18 protein-coding genes are annotated in these 19,120 nt (G+C 73.5%); 12 read left to right on the forward strand and 6 right to left on the reverse strand.

The features are described 5' to 3' along the window. Positions 1-768: 768 nt before the first annotated feature. The 12 genes from D1825_RS10095 (at position 769) to D1825_RS10145 (ending at position 13,712) form a co-directional block, all read left to right on the forward strand. Positions 769-1,677: a hypothetical protein gene (locus D1825_RS10095; protein ID WP_233549807.1), complete on the forward strand. Its 909-nt coding sequence runs from the start codon at positions 769-771 to the stop codon at positions 1,675-1,677. After that, positions 1,674-2,699 carry an HAD-IIA family hydrolase gene (locus D1825_RS10100; protein ID WP_118767297.1) on the forward strand — a complete coding sequence of 342 codons (1,026 nt, stop codon included), beginning with the start codon at positions 1,674-1,676 and terminating at the stop codon, positions 2,697-2,699. The genes D1825_RS10095 and D1825_RS10100 overlap by 4 nt, the downstream gene beginning before the upstream one ends. Positions 2,700-2,820: 121 nt before the next feature. Then, positions 2,821-3,027 carry a hypothetical protein gene (locus D1825_RS17995; RefSeq protein WP_138067571.1) on the forward strand — a complete coding sequence of 69 codons (207 nt, stop codon included), beginning with the start codon at positions 2,821-2,823 and terminating at the stop codon, positions 3,025-3,027. 120 nt (positions 3,028-3,147) lie between these two features. Then, positions 3,148-3,972, forward strand: coding sequence for a TlyA family RNA methyltransferase (locus tag D1825_RS10105; RefSeq protein WP_118767332.1), 825 nt, complete (start codon positions 3,148-3,150; stop codon positions 3,970-3,972). After that, the gene (locus D1825_RS10110) at positions 3,969-4,844 is read left to right on the forward strand and encodes an NAD kinase (protein ID WP_118767298.1); all 876 of its coding nucleotides are present in this window, start codon (positions 3,969-3,971) and stop codon (positions 4,842-4,844) included. Before D1825_RS10105 ends, D1825_RS10110 begins: the two co-directional genes overlap by 4 nt. Further along, the gene (recN, locus tag D1825_RS10115) at positions 4,841-6,583 is read left to right on the forward strand and encodes a DNA repair protein RecN (RefSeq protein ID WP_118767299.1); all 1,743 of its coding nucleotides are present in this window, start codon (positions 4,841-4,843) and stop codon (positions 6,581-6,583) included. Before D1825_RS10110 ends, recN begins: the two co-directional genes overlap by 4 nt. A gap of 6 nt (positions 6,584-6,589) precedes the next feature. Further along, positions 6,590-7,777: a putative cytokinetic ring protein SteA gene (gene steA, locus D1825_RS10120; protein ID WP_118767300.1), complete on the forward strand. Its 1,188-nt coding sequence runs from the start codon at positions 6,590-6,592 to the stop codon at positions 7,775-7,777. A 40-nt stretch (positions 7,778-7,817) separates the two neighbouring features. Beyond that, positions 7,818-8,843 carry a copper transporter gene (locus D1825_RS10125; protein ID WP_118767301.1) on the forward strand — a complete coding sequence of 342 codons (1,026 nt, stop codon included), beginning with the start codon at positions 7,818-7,820 and terminating at the stop codon, positions 8,841-8,843. Positions 8,844-8,845: 2 nt separating this feature from the next. Continuing rightward, on the forward strand, positions 8,846-9,712 hold the full coding sequence (locus D1825_RS10130; RefSeq protein WP_118767302.1) for a hypothetical protein: 867 nt from the start codon (positions 8,846-8,848) through the stop codon (positions 9,710-9,712). Then, the gene (gene murJ / locus D1825_RS10135; protein ID WP_118767303.1) at positions 9,709-11,322 is read left to right on the forward strand and encodes a murein biosynthesis integral membrane protein MurJ; all 1,614 of its coding nucleotides are present in this window, start codon (positions 9,709-9,711) and stop codon (positions 11,320-11,322) included. Before D1825_RS10130 ends, murJ begins: the two co-directional genes overlap by 4 nt. Before the next feature lie 72 nt (positions 11,323-11,394). After that, complete coding sequence (locus D1825_RS10140; RefSeq protein WP_118767304.1) at positions 11,395-13,065, forward strand: CTP synthase; 1,671 nt, start codon at positions 11,395-11,397, stop codon at positions 13,063-13,065. Then, positions 13,065-13,712, forward strand: a complete 648-nt coding sequence (locus D1825_RS10145) for an NUDIX domain-containing protein (protein ID WP_118767305.1) — start codon at positions 13,065-13,067, stop codon at positions 13,710-13,712. Before D1825_RS10140 ends, D1825_RS10145 begins: the two co-directional genes overlap by 1 nt. Before the next feature lie 81 nt (positions 13,713-13,793). Here the strand turns inward: D1825_RS10145 and D1825_RS18440 are convergent, their stop codons facing one another. The 6 genes from D1825_RS18440 to D1825_RS10175 form a co-directional block, all read right to left on the reverse strand. After that, positions 13,794-14,390, reverse strand: coding sequence for a superinfection immunity protein (locus D1825_RS18440; protein ID WP_118767306.1), 597 nt, complete (start codon positions 14,388-14,390; stop codon positions 13,794-13,796). After that, complete coding sequence (locus D1825_RS10155) at positions 14,387-15,199, reverse strand: ABC transporter permease (protein ID WP_118767307.1); 813 nt, start codon at positions 15,197-15,199, stop codon at positions 14,387-14,389. The genes D1825_RS18440 and D1825_RS10155 overlap by 4 nt, the downstream gene beginning before the upstream one ends. After that, positions 15,199-16,200, reverse strand: a complete 1,002-nt coding sequence (locus D1825_RS10160; RefSeq protein ID WP_118767308.1) for an ATP-binding cassette domain-containing protein — start codon at positions 16,198-16,200, stop codon at positions 15,199-15,201. The genes D1825_RS10155 and D1825_RS10160 overlap by 1 nt, the downstream gene beginning before the upstream one ends. A 47-nt stretch (positions 16,201-16,247) precedes the next feature. Next, on the reverse strand, positions 16,248-17,207 hold the full coding sequence (locus tag D1825_RS10165; protein WP_118767309.1) for a COX15/CtaA family protein: 960 nt from the start codon (positions 17,205-17,207) through the stop codon (positions 16,248-16,250). A 90-nt stretch (positions 17,208-17,297) separates the two neighbouring features. Further along, a complete protein-coding gene (locus D1825_RS10170) occupies positions 17,298-18,062 on the reverse strand; it encodes an ABC transporter permease (protein ID WP_118767310.1) in 765 nt (254 codons plus the stop codon). Then, positions 18,059-18,973 (reverse strand): ABC transporter ATP-binding protein, encoded by a 915-nt coding sequence (locus tag D1825_RS10175; RefSeq protein WP_118767311.1) that lies wholly within the window; start codon positions 18,971-18,973, stop codon positions 18,059-18,061. The genes D1825_RS10170 and D1825_RS10175 overlap by 4 nt, the downstream gene beginning before the upstream one ends. Positions 18,974-19,120: the final 147 nt, after the last annotated feature.

Genomic DNA, 19,120 nt, shown 5'->3' on the forward strand with positions numbered 1-19,120 from the left:
CCGTCGTACGGCGACCGCTCGCGTGATGACCGTGGTGGTCGTCCGGCGTACGGCCAGAGCAACGACCGTCCCCGGACAGGTGACCGTCCGTCCTACAGTTCGCGCGATGACCGCGGTGGCCGCCCGGCCTCGGGCGAGCGTCCCTCGTACGGCGACCGTCAGCGTGATGACCGTGGTGGCCGTCCGGCCTACGGCCAGAGCAGCGACCGCCCGCGTACGGGTGACCGTCCGTCCTACGGTTCGCGCGATGACCGCGGTGGCCGCCCCGCCTACGGCCAGGGCGGCGACCGCCCTCGTACGAGCGAGCGCCCCTCGTACGGCGACCGTCCGCGCACGGACCGTCCCACCTCGGGCGAGCGCCCGTCGTACGGCGAGCGAAGCGACCGTCCGCGCACGGGCGACCGTCGTCCGATCGCCGGTGAGCGGTCGAGCTACAAGCCGCGGACCGAGGGCGACTCGCCTCGCGGCGAGCGGCCCGCTCGCTCCTTCGACGGCCCGCCTCGCGGCGATCGTCCCTCGTACAGCAGCCGTCCCGAGACCAGCAACCGGCCGGCGACCGGTGACCGTCGCCCGCCGCGCGACCGTGACGACCGGCCGAGCGCCGGTCGGTCGGACCGCCCGCAGGGTTCGTCCGCGGGACGTGGCTCCAGCGATCGCCCGTCGTCGAGCCGCTCGTTCGGCGACAACCGTGGGTCCGCTCGCGAGGACGACCGGCAGTCGCGGCCGCCGCAGGACCAGCGGACGCCCGCGCCGCTGATCCCGGACGACGTGACGTTCAGCGACCTGGACCGCGCGGCGCGCGCGCCTCTGCGGACGCTGACGAAGGACAACGCCGAGCGCGTCGGCCGTCACCTGGTGATGGTCGGTCGCCTGATCGACGATGAGCCCGAGCTCGCCTACGAGCACGCGCAGGCCGCCGTCCAGCGCGCCGGTCGCGTCGACGTGGTCCGCGAGTCGGCCGGCCTGACCGCCTACCGCACCGGTCGCTACGCCGAGGCGCTGCGGGAGTTGCGCACCGTGCGCCGGCTGAACGGCTCCTCGGAGCACCTGCCGATCATGGCCGACTGCGAGCGTGGGCTCGGGCGCCCCGAGCGCGCGATCACGCTCTCGCAGGAGCCCGAGGCCGAGACGCTCGAGGCCGACGGCAAGGTCGAGCTCGCCATCGTCGTCAGTGGTGCACGCCTGGACCTGGGGGAGCCTGACGCCGCGCTGGCGACGTTGGCCTCGCCGCTGGTGCGGGCCGCCAAGGGTGTGCTCGCGGTGCGCGTCGCCCAGGCTCGCGCGACTGCCCTCGAGGCTGCTGGCCGGACCGACGAGGCTGCGGCCGCGCTGGGTGCGTACAGCGCCGCGCAGCTCGCCGAGGCGTCGGGTGGCGTCGTGGAGGATGAGGACGACGTGGTCGTCTTCGACCTGGACGAGGACGAGGATCACCACGACGCCCACGACGAGGCCGACGACAGCTCGGCCGACGAGGCGCGCGGCGGCGAGGTCGAGCCGACCGACGGTGCTGATGTCGAGTCCGGCGTCGAGGACGACACCGACGAGTCCGACGATGACGACACCGACGATGTCGTCGAGAACGACGCGAGCGACGTCGACGCCACCAACGATGACGAGGCCGAGCCGGCGACCGATGTCGCCGACGCGGCTCCCGACCAGGGCGAGGAGAACCGGTGAGCGCAGGTCTGATCGGGTCGACGACCCCCCTAGTCGACCGCTACGACCTGGCGCTCGTCGACCTCGACGGCGTGGCCTACAAGGGCCACGAGCCGATCGTGCACGCCTCCGACAGCCTCACCGAGGCGCGCGGCCGCGGGATGCGGCTCGTGTTCGTCACGAACAACGCGTCGCGTGAGCCCGGCTCGGTCGCCGACCAGCTCACCGGCCTGGGTATCGCGACGGAGCCGGCCGAGGTCATGACGGCGGCGCAGGCGGCGGCCCAGCTGCTGCGCACGCGCCTGCCCGAGGGGGCCAAGGTGCTCGTCGTCGGCGGCGCTGGTCTCGTCACGGCGGTGCGCGAGGCGGGTTACCAGGTCGTCACGTCGGCCGACGACGAGCCCGACGCCGTCGCTCAGGGCTTCGCGCCCGAGGTGGGCTGGAACCAGCTTGCGCAGGCCGCGTACGCGATCGAGCGCGGCGCGTGGCACGTGGCGTCGAACCTCGACCTGAGCATCCCGACGGCGCACGGCATCGCGCCCGGCAACGGGTCGCTCGTCGCGGCGGTCCGTGCCGCGACCGGCGTGACGCCGGACAGCGCGGGCAAGCCTGCGCCGACGATGTACCACATGGCGGTCGAGCGGGCCGGTGCTCGCGAGGCCCTCGTGGTCGGTGACCGGCTCGACACCGACCTCGCCGGGGCGCGCTCGGGCGGCTTCGCCGGGCTGCACGTCCTGACGGGCGTCAACTCCGCGCGCGACGACGTCCTGGCCGTGCCGGGCGAGCGCCCGCACTTCATCGGCGCGGACCTGCGCTCGCTGCTCGAGGCCCATCCGGAGCCCGAGGTGGGTGCCGAGGGCTGGTGGACGTGCCGCGAGGCGTCGGCCCGGGTGGTCGACGGCGCGCTCGAGCTCGGACGCGGGTCGAGCACCGACGACCTCGACGTCGTCCGCGCCGCCTGTGCGGCGGCGTGGGCGGCAGTCGACGCCGGCGGCAGCGTCGACCCGGCGAGCGTGCCGGAGCTCGCGGTCGCCGAAGGCTGACGAGCCGCCTGACGAACGCCCGGCGAACGCCCGACAGGGCGGCCCGAGCCTGGGGATGTCGACCGTCCCGTGTCGGCCTCGCCAGGTAGCGTGGGGCCGAACGCGTCGACGAGGAGGATCAGTGAGCGAAGGCGTGGTGCCCGGACCCCGGGTGCGTGCGAGCGGGCCAGCCGACGACGCGTCGACCGGTCTGACGGGCGACGACGGCGTCGACCAGGCGCTGACCGCGCTCGTCGGGCTCGAGCAGCAGCCGCTGCGCGCGCACGTGGCAGTCTTCGACGCCGTGCACGGTTCGCTCCAGGACCGCCTGGCCGACGCGGAGGCCTGAGCCGACGTGACGACCCCTGACATCCCCGGGCACGCGCACGCCGCGGTGCCTGTGACCGCGGTGCCTGTGACGGCGGTGCCTGTGACGGCGGTGCCTGTGACCGCAGAACCGGGCGACCCCGTGAGCACGACGACGCGCCTGGACACCGAGCTCGTCCGGCGAGGCCTCGCGCGGTCGCGCCGGGAGGCGGCCGAGCTCATCGCGGCCGGACGCGTGCAGGTGCACGGCAAGGTCGCCGCCCGAAGCTCTGTGCAGGTCCGCGACGGCGACTCGATCGAGGTCGAGGGAGATGCCGACGACCGCGGCTACGCCTCGCGCGGAGCGCACAAGCTCGTCGGCGCGCTCGACGCGACGGGCATCGTGGTCGAGGGCCGGCTGTGCCTCGACGCGGGCGCGAGCACGGGAGGATTCACCGACGTGCTGCTGCGCCGCGGCGCGACGCGCGTCGTGGCCGTCGACGTGGGGCACGGGCAGATCATCGACCGCCTGCGGCGCGACGAGCGGGTCGACGTCCGCGAGGGCGTCAACGTGCGCGAGCTGCAGGCCGGGGACGTCGAGCCGGCGCCTGACCTCGTCGTCGCCGACCTCTCCTTCATCTCGCTGACGATGGTGCTCCCGGCGCTCCAGGCCGTCGCGGCGCCCGCCGCCGACCTCCTGCTCATGGTCAAGCCGCAGTTCGAGGTCGGCCGCGAGCGGCTCGGGTCCGGGGGAGTGGTCCGGAGCCCGGAGCTGCGTGCGGACGCGGTCGTCGAGGTCGCACGCGCCGCGGCCGCGCTCGGTCTGACGACGCACGACGTCGTGCGCAGCCCGCTCGAGGGGCCGAGCGGCAACGTCGAGTTCTTCCTCTGGCTGCGGGCTACCGCGGCGGGCGATGGCCCGGTCGACGAGGAGCGCATCCGCGCGATCGTGACCACGCAGGACGCACCGCAGGGAGGCACCGCATGACGCGCCGGGCGCTCGTCGTCACGCACAGCGGCCGCGAGGAGGCCGTCGCGGCCACCACCGAGGCGATCCGCGGGCTCGAGGACGCGGGCTTCACGCTCGTGCTGGCCCAGGAGGACACCGACGCCGGCGACCTTCCCCCGTTCGAGCTCGCCGTCGTGCTCGGCGGGGACGGCACGATCCTGCGCGCGGCCGAGCTGACGCGCGGCACGAGCGTGCCGCTGCTGGGAGTGAACCTCGGGCACGTCGGCTTCCTCGCCGAGAGCGAGCGCGACGACGTCGGTGAGTCCGTGCGCCGCCTGACCGTCGGGGACTTCTCCGTCGAGGAGCGCGGCACGCTCGACGTCCGCGTCATCCGCCCTGACGGCAGCGTCGGCACGGGCTGGGCGCTCAACGAGGTCGCCCTGGAGAAGGTGGACCGCTCGCGGATCCTCGAGGTCGCGGTCGAGGTCGACGGCCACCCGCTCTCGTCCTTCGGGTGCGACGGGATCGTCGCGGCGACCGCGACGGGCTCGACCGCGCACGCGTTCTCGGCCGGTGGCCCCGTGGTGTGGCCGGACGTCGACGGGATGATCCTGGTCCCGCTCTCGGCGCACGCGCTGTTCGCGCGGCCCCTCGTCGTGGGGCCGCGCAGCATGCTCGCGGTCGAGGTGCTCGAGCGCTCGCCCGCCGCCGGCCTCGTGACGTGCGACGGCCGCCGCCAGCTCGAGGTCCCGGTCGGGTCGCGGGTCGAGGTCACGCGCGGCGTGACGCCGGTGCTGCTCGCGCGCCTGAACCCCGCGCCGTTCACCACGCGCCTGGTGCAGAAGTTCGGGCTGCCCGTGGCGGGCTGGCGCGGCGGCACGGGACCGGGTGACGGGCGGACGGTCCGATGATCGAGGAGATCCGGATCGCCGACCTCGGCGTGATCGGGCGCGCGCACGTCGAGCTCGGCGCCGGGCTGACGGTCCTGACGGGCGAGACCGGTGCCGGCAAGACGATGGTGCTCACGGCGCTCAACCTGCTGCTCGGCGGCAAGGCCGACCCGGCGACCGTCCGAACCGGTGCGGCGTCGGCGTCCGTGGAGGGGCGTGTGCTGCTCGCCGGGGACCAGCCCGCGGTCCAGCGCGCCGCCGAGGCGGGTGCGGAGTTCGACGACGACGGGTCGCTCGTGCTCGTGCGGACCGTCGGCGCGTCGACCGACGGTGCGGCGGGGCGCTCGCGCGCGTTCCTCGGCGGCCGCTCGGTGCCCCAGGCGGTGCTGGGCGAGCTCGCGGAGCACCTCGTGACCGTGCACGGGCAGGCCGACCAGGCCCGGCTCCGCTCGTCCGCGCACCAGCGCGAGGCCCTGGACGCCTTCGTCGGCAGCGACCACGCGGCGACGCTCGCGAGCTACCGCAACGCGTGGGCCGAGCGTGCCCGCGTCGACGCCGAGCTCGCCGACCTGGTCAGCCGCGCGCAGGACCGCACGCGGGAGGCCGAGCTGCTGCGGCTCGGGATCGCGGAGGTCGAGCGCGTCGACCCGCAGCCCGGCGAGGACGTCGAGCTCGCCGCCGAGGCCGAGCGCCTCGCGCACGCCGAGGACCTGCGCACGGCCGCGACGACCGCCCACGCGGCGCTGGTCGGGGACGTGGACAGCGGCTCGGTCGACATCGTCAGCGCGGTGGACCTCGTCGAGCAGGCCAAGCGCGCGCTCGAGCACGCGGGCGGCCACGACCCTGCGCTCGCCGCGCTCGCCGCACGGGTGGCCGAGGCCGGCTACCTGCTGAGCGACGCCGCGACCGAGATCTCGGTGTACCTCGAGGACCTCGCAGCCGACCCGCGCCGCCTCGACGCGGTGCACCAGCGCCGCGCCGAGCTCACGACCGTGACGCGCAGCTACGGCGCCGACGTCGCCGAGGTGCTCGCGTGGGCCGACGCCGCCGGGCGTCGTCTGCTCGACCTCGACGGCGGCGACGAGCGCATCGAGGAGCTGCGGGCACGCCGTGCCGAGCTCGATGCCGCGCTGGCCGCGGACGCCTCGCGCCTGACGGCTGCGCGCACGGACGGGGCGCAGCGGCTCGCGAAGGCCGTGACGGGCGAGCTCGCCGGGCTGGCGATGGGCGGCGCGGAGCTGCGCGTCGCCGTCGACGAGGCCGACGAGCCTGGGCCGCACGGCGCCGACCGGGTCGAGATGCTTCTCGTGCCGCATGCGGGTGCTCCGCCGCGTCCGCTGGGCAAGGGCGCGTCGGGCGGTGAGCTCTCTCGCGTGATGCTCGCGCTCGAGGTCGCGCTCGCGACCGCGCCGGACAGCGGGGCGTCGCGGCCGGGCACGTTCGTGTTCGACGAGGTCGACGCGGGCGTCGGCGGGCGCGCGGCGGTCGAGGTCGGGCGGCGTCTGGCTGCGCTCGCCAAGGACTCGCAGGTGCTGGTCGTGACCCACCTCGCGCAGGTCGCTGCCTTCGCCGACCACCACCTCGTGGTGACCAAGTCGAGCGCTGGAGGGATCGACGTCGTCACCGAGTCGGACGTGAGGTCGGTCACTGACGAGGACCGCGTACGCGAGCTCGCCCGCATGCTCTCCGGTCAGGACGACTCCGACGCCGCGCGGACGCACGCCGCGGAGCTCCTCGCGCAGTCCGCCGTGGGACGATGACAGGCGATGAGATCAAGCCTGCGCAAGCGCTCTGCCCTGCCCGAACCCGGCGTCGTCGCCGGTTCGGCCCGTGTCGACCCCCGCACCAAGGCGCTGACCAAGCGTCTGAAGCCCGGTGACATCGCGGTCATCGACCACGAGGACCTGGATCGCGTGTCCGCCGAGGCCCTCGTCGCGTGCCAGCCGATCGCGGTGCTCAACGCCGCGCGGTCGACGTCCGGCCGCTACCCGAACCTCGGCCCCGAGATCCTCGTCGGCGCCGGCGTGCCGCTCATCGACGACCTCGGTGCCGACGTCATGGCGATCGCCGAGGGCCACCGCCTGCGCATCGTCGACGGAAGCGTCTACGACGGCGACGACCTGGTCGCCGAGGGCGTCGAGCAGACCGCCGCGACCGTGGCGCTCGCCATGGAGGAGGCCCGTGCGGGCCTGTCCGTGCAGCTCGAGTCGTTCGCCGCGAACACCATGGACTACCTGCGGCGCGAGCGCGACCTCCTGCTCGACGGCGTCGGCGTCCCGGACATCACGACCGAGATCGACGGCCGCCAGGTGCTCATCGTCGTGCGCGGCTACCACTACAAGGAGGACCTGGTCACCCTCCGCCCGTACATCCGGGAGTACCGCCCGGTCCTGATCGGCGTCGACGGCGGCGCGGACGCGATCCTCGACGCCGGCTGGAAGCCCGACCTGATCGTCGGCGACATGGACTCCGTGTCGGACCGCGCCCTGGGCTGCGGCGCCGAGGTTGTCGTGCACGCCTACCGAGACGGGCGCGCACCGGGCCTGGAGCGCGTCGCCGCGCTCGGCGTCCCGCACGTCGTGTTCCCCGCGACGGGGACCAGCGAGGACGTCGCGATGCTGCTGGCCGACGACAAGGGTGCCGAGCTCATCGTCGCCGTCGGCACGCACGCCACGCTCGTCGAGTTCCTCGACAAGGGCCGCTCCGGCATGGCCAGCACGTTCCTCACGCGCCTGCGCGTCGGCAGCAAGCTCGTCGACGCCAAGGGCGTCTCGCGCCTGTACCGGCACCGGATCTCCAACCTCCAGCTCACGCTCCTGGTCCTCGCGGGCCTGCTCGCGCTCGGCGTCGCCCTCGCGGCGACGTCCGCGGGGCAGACCCTGTTCGGCCTGACCGGAGCCCGCTTCGACGACTTCACCTCGTGGGTCGGCTCCCTGTTCGGGGGCAACGCGTGACCGCGAACGACCACATCACTTTCGACGGAGAGAACGCCCCGTGATCGACTTCCGCTACCACGTCGTCTCGCTCATCTCGGTGTTCCTGGCGCTGGCCGTCGGCATCGCGTTGGGTGCCGGCCCGCTCAAGGAGACGATCGGCGACACCCTCACCGGCCAGGTCGAGTCGCTCCGCAACGAGAAGGACGCGTTGCGCGCGGACCTCGACGCGAGCGCGTCCGACCTCGCGGACACCCGCAGCTACGTCGACGCGGCCGGGCCCCAGCTGCTCGCAGGCTCGCTGACCGACCGTCGCGTCGTCGTCGTCCTGCTCGGCACGGTCGCCGACGCCGAGAGCACCGCGGTCGACGACCGGCTGACGCAGGCCGGCGCGACGATCACCGGCCACGCGACGCTCACCGACGCCTGGGCCGACCCCGACCAGCGCAGTTTCCGCCAGGCGCTGATCGGCAACCTCCTGCAGTTCCTCGCGCCGGCCCCGGAGCAGGGTGCCGACCTCGAGACGCAGCTCGCGACCGCTCTCGTGCAGGGCCTCGTGGGTGCCGATCCAGCCTCGCCGGACAAGCTGACCCAGGACGCGTCGTACCTGCTCGAGATCCTCTCGACCGGCGACAACCCGCTCGTCACGTTCGCCGACCCGATCACCACGGCCGCCGACGCCGTCGTCGTGGTCGCCGCGACTCCCGCGAAGGAGGCGTCCAACGCCTCGCCGACGACGGCCCCGACGGAGGCCGACCTCGAGCCGCAGCTGGCCGTGCTCAGCGCCGCCCAGAAGTACTCCGAGGGCGCCGTGCTCGCCGACGGCCCGCGCGGCGCGGGTGCGCTGACCGACACGATCCTGGGCGACGACGCGCTCGCCGGGACGCTCACCACGGTCTCCGACTCGGCCGACGTGACCGCCCAGGTCAACGTGCCGCTCGCACTCGCAGGCCGCATCGCGGGGACCAACGGGCACTACGGCTTCGGCAGCGACGAGACCGTCGTGCCGGACGCCGTGACGCTGCCGCCGGTCGACCGCACCCCGGTCGCGCCGACGAACCCCGACGACTCCAAGTCGGACGGCTGACCGTGCCCGTGCTGCGTCGGGTGCTCGCGGGCGTCGTCGGCGCCGTCACCACCTCGGTCGTGCGCGGAGTCCTCGACCAGCAGGCACCCGGGGGACAGGCGCGCTGGACGCGCACGAACCACCGCGGCGAGCCCGTGAGCATGCTCGAGGGGCCTGCGGTCGCCGCGGGACTCCTCGCAGGGCTGGCGGTCGGCGCGCCGAACGCGCGCGGCGCCGCGGCGCTGACCGTCGCGACCGGGGCTGCCGCGGCCTTCGGGATCGTCGACGACCTGGCCGAGGACACCACGGCGCGGCGCAAGGGCCTCAAGGGGCACCTGGGCGCGCTCGCGCACGGCGAGCTCACGACGGGCGGTCTGAAGGTCCTCGGCATCGGCGTCGGCGCGCTCGCAGCGGCGGCACTCGCGACGCCGCGTCGCGACGACGTGAGCACCGCGGGCCGGCTCGTCGACATCGGGACGTCGGGCGCGCTGATCGCGCTGAGCGCCAACCTCGTCAACCTGCTCGACCTGCGCCCCGGGCGCGCGCTCAAGGCCGCGACGCTCGTCGCGGGTCCGCTGGCCCTCGCCCCCGGTGCGGGCGGCGGCGCTGGCGCCGCGATCGGTGGGACCGCGTACTCGGCGCTCGACGAGGACCTCGCCGAGACCGACATGCTCGGCGACGGCGGCGCCAACGCGCTCGGTGCCGCGCTCGGAACCGCGCTCGTGCTCAGCGCACCGCGCCCGCTGCGCCTCGCGGCCCTCGTGGCGACGGCTGCGCTGACCGTCGCGAGCGAGAAGGTCAGCTTCACCCAGGTCATCGAGTCGACGCCGGTGCTGCGCGAGATCGACGCCTGGGGCCGACGACCCGTCCACACGCCTCCCGCGAGGTGAGCCCCGCCGCGCGCCGCGCGCTGACCGGCCTGGCCGGCGCCGCCGCGATGATCGCCGCCGTGACCGTGCTGAGCCGCGTGCTCGGCTTCGGTCGCTGGCTGACGCAGTCCTGGGCGCTGAGCGCAGGCAGCATCAGCGACTCCTACAACGCCGCGAACCTGCTGCCGAACGTACTGTTCGAGGTCGCCGCGGGTGGGGCGCTCGCCGGAGCCCTGATCCCGCTGCTGGCCGCGCCGATCGCCCGGTCGGACCGTCGCGAGATCGACGCCACGGTCTCCGGGGCCGTCGGGTGGACCCTGCTCATCCTCGTGCCGCTCGCGGGCCTCCTGGCCGCCTTCTCGGGCCCTCTGGCGGCACTCCTGGCCGACCACGACCCCGCGAAGCAGTCGATGGTGCGCTACTTCGTGCTCGTGTTCGCCATCCAGGTGCCGATGTACGGGCTCGCGGTGCTGCTGTACGCGGTGCTGCAGGCGCACAAGAGGTTCTTCTGGCCCGCGTTCGCCCCCGTGCTCGCCTCGCTGGTCACGATCGCGACGTACGTCGGGTACGCGGCCCTCGCGAACGGTGCGGTCTCCGACCCCGCCGGGCTCGACGACGGCGCTCTCGAGGTCCTCGCGTGGGGGACGACGCTCGGCGTGGCCGCGATGTGCCTGCCGATGCTCGTGCCGGTGCACCGCCTCGGTGTGCGCATCCGGCCGACCCTGCACTTCCCACCGGGCGTCGCGGTGCGCCTGCGCGCGCTGGCGCTGGCGGGCGTCGGCTCGGTCGCCGCGCAGCAGCTCGCGACGCTGATGATCATCGTCGTCACCGCGAGGTACTGGGGCCAGGACGGCACGTTGACGATCTACCAGTACGCGCAGCAGGTCTACCTGCTGCCGTACGCCGTGCTCGTGGTGCCTCTGGCGACGTCGACCTTCCCGCGGCTCGCGGCACGGGCCGCGGCAGGGGACCGGGACGGCTTCGCCCGCACGTCGAGCGCGGTGACGCGCGCGGTCGTGGCGGCTGCGGCGATCGGGGCGGGTGCCGTGATCGCCGGCGGGTACGCGGTCGGCACGATCTTCGCCAACCTGACCGAGGTCGACGGCGTCGCCGCGCAGATGGGCGCCGCGCTCACCGCGATGGTGCCCGGGCTCGTCGGGTTCGGCGCGCTCTTCCACGGCTCGCGCTCGCTGTACGCGCTCGAGCGCGGGCGGGCGGCGGTCGTGGCGAACGTCGTCGGCTGGGGGACGATGATCGTCGCCATCGTCGTGATGGTGCTCGCCGACCTGCCCGACGACCAGGCGCTGGTCGGCATCGCCGCGGCGAGCAGCATCGGGATGACGGCGGGCGGGGTCGTCGCGCTCGGGGCGCTGCGCCGCGCGGCCGGTCGCGACGCGCTGCACGGGCTTGTTCGCACGGTCGTCGTGCTCGTGCTGGGTGCCGCCGTCGGCGCAGTCGCGGGACGGTGGCTCGCCGACACCGTGCAGGACATGGGCGGCAGCGGAAGCCTGACCGCGGTCGGAGCGGCTGGGGGCGCCGCCGTGCTCGCCGCCGTCATCGCCGGCGCGGCGCTCGTGGCGTTCGACCGGTCGACCCTTACCGGGGTCTTGAAGGCCGACCAGGCGGTCTGAGCACCTCCGGTGACCCGACTCACGTCGCCGAACGCTTCGGGAACTGGCGAACTGTGGGTAGGCTGGAATCCCGTGACAGAGCGCGCGCATCGACTCTCCGGGCGGTCGGATTCCACGACCCGGCACATCTTCGTCACCGGGGGTGTCGCATCTTCCCTCGGCAAGGGCCTGACGGCGAGCAGCCTCGGCCGACTCCTTCGCTCCCGTGGCCTCCGCGTCACGATGCAGAAGCTCGACCCGTACCTCAACGTGGACCCGGGCACCATGAACCCGTTCCAGCACGGTGAGGTCTTCGTCACCGAGGACGGCGCGGAGACGGACCTCGACGTCGGCCACTACGAGCGTTTCCTCGACGTGAACCTCGTCGGGTCGGCCAACGTGACGACCGGGCAGGTGTACTCGCAGGTCATCGCCAAGGAGCGGCGCGGCGAGTACCTCGGCGACACGGTCCAGGTCATCCCGCACATCACCGACGAGATCAAGTCGCGGATGCGGTCGCAGGCCGACGACGACGTCGACGTGATCATCACGGAGATCGGCGGCACGGTCGGCGACATCGAGTCGCAGCCGTTCCTCGAGGCGGCCCGCCAGGTGCGCCACGACCTCGGTCGCGACAACTGCTTCTTCCTGCACATCTCGTTGCTGCCGTACATCGGTCCGTCGGGTGAGCTCAAGACGAAGCCGACGCAGCACTCCGTCGCCGCGCTGCGCAGCATCGGCATCCAGCCCGACGCGATCGTCCTGCGTGCCGACCGCGACGTGCCGGAGAGCATCAAGCGCAAGATCGCGCTGTTCTGCGACGTCGACGTCGAGGGCGTCGTCGTCGCCAAGGACGCGCCGAGCATCTACGACATCCCACGCGTGCTGCACTCCGAGGGCCTCGACGCCTACGTCGTGCAGCGCCTCGGCCTGCCGTTCCGGGACGTCGAGTGGTCGGGCTGGGACGACCTGCTGCACCGCGTGCACCAGCCCGCGCACCGCGTCGAGGTCGCGCTCGTCGGCAAGTACATCGACCTGCCCGACGCCTACCTGTCGGTGACCGAGGCCCTGCGCGCCGGCGGCTTCCACCACGACACCAAGGTCGTCATCCGCTGGGTCACGTCCGACGACTGCCAGACGACCGAGGGCGCGCGCACCGCGCTCGAGGGCGTCGACGCCGTGCTCGTGCCGGGCGGCTTCGGCGTGCGAGGCATCGAGGGCAAGCTCGGCGCGCTGCGCTGGGCGCGGGAGAACCGCGTGCCGACGCTCGGCATCTGCCTGGGCCTGCAGTGCATGGTCATCGAGTACGCGCGCACCGAGCTCGGGCTCGAGGGCGCGTCGTCCTCCGAGTTCGACACGGACCCGAAGCACCCGGTCATCGCGACGATGGCCGAGCAGCTGACGATCGTCGGCGGCGAGGGCGACCTGGGCGGCACGATGCGGCTGGGCTCCTACGAGGCGATCCTCACCGCGGGGTCCGTCGTGGCGGAGACCTACGGGTCCGAGCGTGTCACCGAGCGGCACCGCCACCGGTACGAGGTCAACAACTCCTACCGCGACCAGCTCGAGGAGGCCGGCCTGGTGATCTCGGGCGTCTCGCCCGACACGTCGCTCGTCGAGTTCGTCGAGCTGCCGCGCGAGGTGCACCCGTACTACGTGGCCACGCAGGCGCACCCGGAGTTCAAGTCGCGCCCGACCAAGGCGCACCCGCTGTTCTCCGGCCTCATCGCTGCTGCGCTCGCGCAGCGCGGCGACGACGCCTGATGACGTCCACGCCGGACGGCGGCACCTCGCCCGACTCTGCGGCCGGTGGCGCCGGCCCGGCGGACGTGCCCGCGCCGCGTCCCGTGCTGGCGCACACCCTGATCCACGAGGGCCGGGTCTGGGATCTCGTCTCGGACGAGGTCGACCTCGGCGACACGACCGTGGTGCGCGAGTGGGTCGATCACCCGGGCGCCGTCGCGATCATCGCGCTCGACGACGAGGACCGGGTGCTGCTGCTCTCGCAGTACCGGCACCCCGTGCGCAGCGAGCTGTGGGAGCCACCGGCGGGACTGCTCGACGTCGAGGGTGAGCCGCACGTCGCGGCCGCCGCGCGTGAGCTGGCCGAGGAGGCCGACCTCGTCGCGGCGTCCTGGTGGCGACTCGTCGACTTCTACACGACGCCCGGCGGGTCCTCCGAGCGGATCGTCGTGTTCCTCGCACGCGGGCTCACACCCGTGCCGGACAACGAGCGGTTCAAGCGCACCGACGAGGAGGCGACGATGGTGCCCGTCTGGGTGCCGCTCGACGACGCCGTGGACGCGGCGCTCGGCGGACGACTGCACAGCCCGACCGCGGTCACGGGCGTGCTGGCCGCCGCGGCGGCTCGTGCCCGCGGCTGGTCCTCGCTCGAGCGCGTACAGCTGTAGCGCGCGCTGTTCCACCACCGGTGACGCTCGAGCGCGCCGATCGACGGCCCGGGAACGCCACGTTCCCCGGCCGTCGTCGTCTCACGGCGCCCGGTGCCCCGTCCAGGCGCGACCGTCCCAGTACTCCTGCCCCTGCCCGGCAGGGGAGGCGTACCAGCCGGCCGGCGCGGGCTGAGGCTGCTGGCTCGGCCCGTACCCGGGCGCGACGTACTGCGTCGCGACCATGACGTTGACCGGCGCGAACACACGGACCGAGTGCGCCTGGCAGGCCATCACGAGCGCGGCCACCCACCCGACGAACGACCAGCCGAGGAACAGGTTCAGCACCCCGATCGCTGCCTGGTTCGACCTGCCTCGCGACGCGGCGATCGCCCACGGGAGCATGTAGCCGACGGAGAACGCCGCGGCGACCCACGCGATGACCAGCACCGCGGTGCTCGCCGGTCGCTGGTCGGTCTGGACCTGCGGGTCCGCCCACGCCGTCGCGGTCGGCTGCGGTCCCCAGCCGGCCGCCGGCGGCGCGACCACCCCGTAGCCGGGCTGAGCCGCCCCCACGGGCTGACCCGCGGGGAAGGGCTGAGCCGCCGGGGCCACGGCCCGTCCCGTCACCACGGGGATCGGCCGGGTGACCGGGTCGGCCTTGGTGAGGTCGATCGGGGCGGTGTCGTCCTGGCTCATCGGCTCGTGCTCCGCCGGTACTGGGCGTTGGCGAGCGGGATGAAGACGATCACCAGCACCGCGGACCAGAGGAGCGTGTAGAGCCCGGCGTGCTGCAGCGGCCACGACGTCGGCTCCGGCACACCGGCCGGGATGTTGCCGAACAGCTCGCGCGAGGCCTGCGTGACGGCCGAGACCGGGTTCCACTCGGCGAACGTCTGGAGCGGCCCGGGGAGCGTGTCGAGCGGGACGAAGGTGTTCGCGACGAACGTGATCGGGAAGATCACGATGAACGTCGCGTTGTTGAACACCTCGACGCTCGGCACCAGCATCCCGAGCCAGGCCATGACCCACGAAATCGCGTAGGCGAACACCAGCAGCAGCAGGAAGCCCGCGGCCGCCTCGCCGAACGAGCTGTGGATCGCCCAGCCGACCAGGAGGCCGGTCAGTGCCATGACGATGAGCACCAGGACGTTGTTGACGACGTCGGACATCGTGCGCCCCGTCAGCACCGCCGACGGAGCCATCGGCAGCGACCGGAACCGGTCGATGATGCCCTTCTTGATGTCCTCCGCGAGCCCGGCGCCGGTGATTGTGGCGCCGAAGATGACGGTCTGCGCGAAGATCCCCGCCATGAGGAACTCGCGGTACGCCTTGGGGTCGGTGCCGCCGGGCACGTCGATCGCTCCGCCGAACACGTAGGCGAAGAGCAGGACGAACATGATGGGGGACAGCGTGGTGAAGACCAGCAGGTCGGGGACGCGCTTGATCTTGATGAGGTTGCGCTTGGCGACGACGTAGGCGTCGCCGATCACGTGGGGGACGGCCATCACGCACCTGCCTTCGTCGTCGCGGCGGCCTCGTCCTCGGCCAGCCGGCCGGTCAGGGACAGGAACACGTCGTCGAGCGTCGGCCGCCTCAGACCCACGTCGTCGAGCAGGAGCGAGGCCTCGTCGAGCCGCCGCAGCGCCTCGGTCAGGACCTGGGCGCCGCCGGTCACCGGCATGAGCAGCCCACGCCGCGAGGCGTCGAGCACCGCCGGGGAGACACCCAGCGGCTCGAGGAGGCGCGCGGCCTCGTCGAGCCGGCTGCCGTCCTGCACGGTGAGCTCGAGCCGCTCGCCGCCGACCTGGCTCTTGAGCTGGTCGGACGTGCCCTGGGCGATGATCCGGCCATGGTCGATGACCACGATCTCGTCGGCCAGCAGGTCCGCCTCCTCGAGGTACTGGGTGGTGAGCAGGAGCGTGGTCCCGCCGGCGACCAGGTTCTGGATGACCTCCCACATGTCCGCGCGACCGCGCGGGTCCAGCCCCGTGGTGGGCTCGTCGAGGAAGATGACCGGCGGGTTCGCCACGAGCGCGCCCGCCAGGTCGAGGCGCCGGCGCATGCCGCCCGAGTACGTCTTGGACGGGCGGTCCGCGGCGTCCTCGAGGCGGAACGACGCGAGCAGCTCGCGCGCCCGTTCGCGGGACCGTTTGGCACCCAGGTGGTAGAGCCGGCCGATCATGTCGAGGTTCTCGAAGCCGGTGAGGTACTCGTCGACGGCCGCGTACTGCCCGGAGAGCCCGATGCGGCGCCGGACGTCACGCGGACTCTTGAGCACGTCCACGCCGGCGACCTCGGCGCTGCCCTCGTCAGGCCGCAGCAGGGTGGCCAGGATGCGGACGATCGTGGTCTTGCCGGCCCCGTTGGGGCCGAGGAGTCCGAGGACGGACCCGGTCGGGACAGTCAGGTCGACGCCGTCCAGCGCCGTGACGTCCTTGTAGCGCTTGACCAGTCCGCGTGCAGAGACTGCTGCAGCGGCGGCCGGTGTGCCGGTGGTGGAGGTCATGTCGCGAGACTAGATGTGACCTCCGACACGGTCACGCACAAAGTGGCTCAGACGCCTTCGGTAGCCCGGGAGACGGCGAGCGCCGGGGCATCGACCGTTCCGCGCGTCCGCGTCGCGAAGAGGAACGACGACACCCCCGCGGTGAGCAGCGCGGCGCCCAGCATGTGCAGGTTCACGAGCCAGATCGGCAGCCCGGTGTACAGCTGCACGTACCCGATGACGCCCTGCGCGAGGGTCACGACGACGAGCAGCACGGCCGACGTCCAGAGCCGCCCGCGCGCACCGGCACGCCGCAGCCGGACCACGACCACGGCCAGCACGGCCAGGAACGCCCACACCGAGGCGGCGTGCACCTTCGCCATGAGCCACGGGTCGACCGCGAAGCGGTAGCCGACGTTCTCGTCGCCCGAGTGCGGACCCGCGCCGGTGACCACGACGCCGAGCGTGAGGACCACGACGGTGAGGGCGACCAGCACGCGGACCAGCGTGCGCGTGGTCGGGTCGACGAGCGACGTCGTCGGCCCGTCGCCCTCCCGGTACCGGAACATCAGCCACGTCGACAGTGCCACCAGGGTCATCGAGATGAGCAGGTGGACCGCGACGATCGCCGGGTTGAGGTGGAAGAGCACGGTGATCCCGCCGATGACGGCCTGCGCCAGGACCCCCAGCAGCGGGGCCGCCGCGAGCCAGCGGAAGGAGCGCGGGCGGCTGCGGTCCGTCCCGACGAGCAGGGCGACGAGGACGGCGATGACCAGCAGCACGCCGGTCAGGGTGCGGTTGCCGAACTCGATCAGCGGGTTGATCGACATCGCCCGGTGGAACTGCGGCGTGAAGCTGCCCGGCTCGCACTCGGGCCAGGTGGAGCAGCCGAGGCCAGAGCCCGTCAGCCGCACGGCGCCGCCGGTGACGATGATGCCGATCTGGGCGATCGTGTTGGCCACCACGACGGGCCAGCCGAGCCGCGCGCGCAGCCGGTCGAGGAGGTCCAACGCTGGGCTCTGGCTCACGCGTCCAGCCTACGGTCGGCGGCGGCCGTGCCGGGACCTGCCGGAGCCTGCGGGCCGGCGAGGCTCGTCACACTCAGAGGCTTGTCAGAGTCAGTGCCAGCGGAACAGGCGCGCGGCGCCCCACCCCAGGGCCGCGGTCCAGCCGACGAGGACGACGACCGACCACGCGGGCAGCGAGCCGTGCTGGAACGCCTGGCGCATCGCCTCGCCGAGCGCACCGGAGGGCAGCAGGAGCGCGAGGTGCTCGAGCGGTCCGGGCAGGCGGTCGGCCGGGACGATCACGCCACCGCCCAGTGCCAGCAGCAGGAGCGCCAGGTTCGCCACCGCCAGGACCGCCTCGGCGCGCAGGGTGCCGGCGACGAGCAGGGCGAGCGAGGTGAACGCCGCGGCACCGAGCAGCATCGCGACGATCGCGAGCAGCACCCCGAGCGCGTCGGGGCGCCACCCGAGAAGCACGGCCGTCAGCCCGATCACGAGGACCTGGACGGTCCCGACGACGAGCACGCCCGCGATCTTGCCGATCAGGAGCCCGCCGCGTCCGAGGGGCGTCGTGGACAGCAGCCGCAGCACGCCGTTGCGTCGGTCGAACGCCGACGCGATCGCCTGGGAGGTGAACGACGAGGTCATCACGGCGAGCGCGAGCACGCCCGGCGTGAAGAAGTCGATGGCGCTCATGCCGTCGGTGTCGATGTCGAGCACGTCGACCTGGGTGAGCCCGATGAGCACGAGCACGGGGACGATGATCGTCACGAGCAGCTGCTCGCCGTTGCGCAGGATCGCGCGCGCCTCGAAGTCGGTCTGCGCGAGGACGCGGCGCCAGGTGGGGGCGGCGCCCGCGTGGGTGGTCGTCGTCATCGCAGCTGCCGTCCCGTCAGGTCGAGGAAGACGTCCTCGAGCGTGCGGCGCCCGACGGTCAGCCGCGTCGCGAGGACGTCGCGCTCGGCGAGCCACGCGGTCAGCGCGGCGACCGTCGTCGGCCCGACCGCACCGACGACGACGTACGAGCCGGGCGACGGCTCGGTGACGGCCAGCCCGTCGCCGAGGGCCGCGCCCAGGTCGAGGCCGGGGGAGGCGTCGAGCCGCAGGGTGTGGTCGTCGCCGTCCGACACGAGGTCGCGCACCGAGCCCTGCGCGATGACGCGGCCCTGGTCGATGACGGCGACGTGGTCGGCCAGGTCCTCCGCCTCGTCCATCAGGTGCGTCGTCAGGACGACCGCGACGCCCTCGTCGCGCAGCTCGCGCACGAGGTCCCACACGGCGTGCCGCGACTGCGGGTCCATGCCCGCGCTCGGCTCGTCGAGGAACACCAGCTCGGGCCGCCCGACGATGGCCGCGGCGAGTGCGAGCCGCTGACGCTGACCACCCGAGAGCCGCCGCACGGTGGTCCGACCGAACGAGCCGAGGCCGAGACGCTCGGTGAGCTCGCCGAGGTCGCGCGGGTCGGCGTACATCCGGGCCACGTGGGCGAGCATGTCCTGCGCGCGGATGCCGGTGGGCAGGCCGCCGTCCTGCAGCATCACGCCCACGCGCGGCCGCAGCTCGGCGGCGTCGACCAGCGGATCGCGGCCCAGGACCCGCACGGTGCCCTCGTCGGCCTGGCGCAGGCCCTCGCAGCACTCGATCGTGGTCGTCTTGCCGGCGCCGTTGGGGCCGAGCACGGCGGTGACCTCACCGGGTCGCGCGACGAGGTCCAGCCCGTCGACGACGGCGCGGCCGCCGTAACGCTTGACGAGACCGCTGATCTCGAGCGCGGGGGAGTCGGGCACGAGAGGTGAGTCTAGGTGCGCGAGGCCCCGCGCCACGCTCCTGATCACCGGGCACACGGCCTGTGACGTCCGCCACGACCACCCCCATGAAGGTTCACCTTGCTTGCGGGGAGTGAATTCGGCAACAAGGATGTTGCCAATATTGCG

This window comes from Cellulomonas rhizosphaerae (genome assembly GCF_003470205.1).
Classification (GTDB): domain Bacteria; phylum Actinomycetota; class Actinomycetes; order Actinomycetales; family Cellulomonadaceae; genus Cellulomonas; species Cellulomonas rhizosphaerae.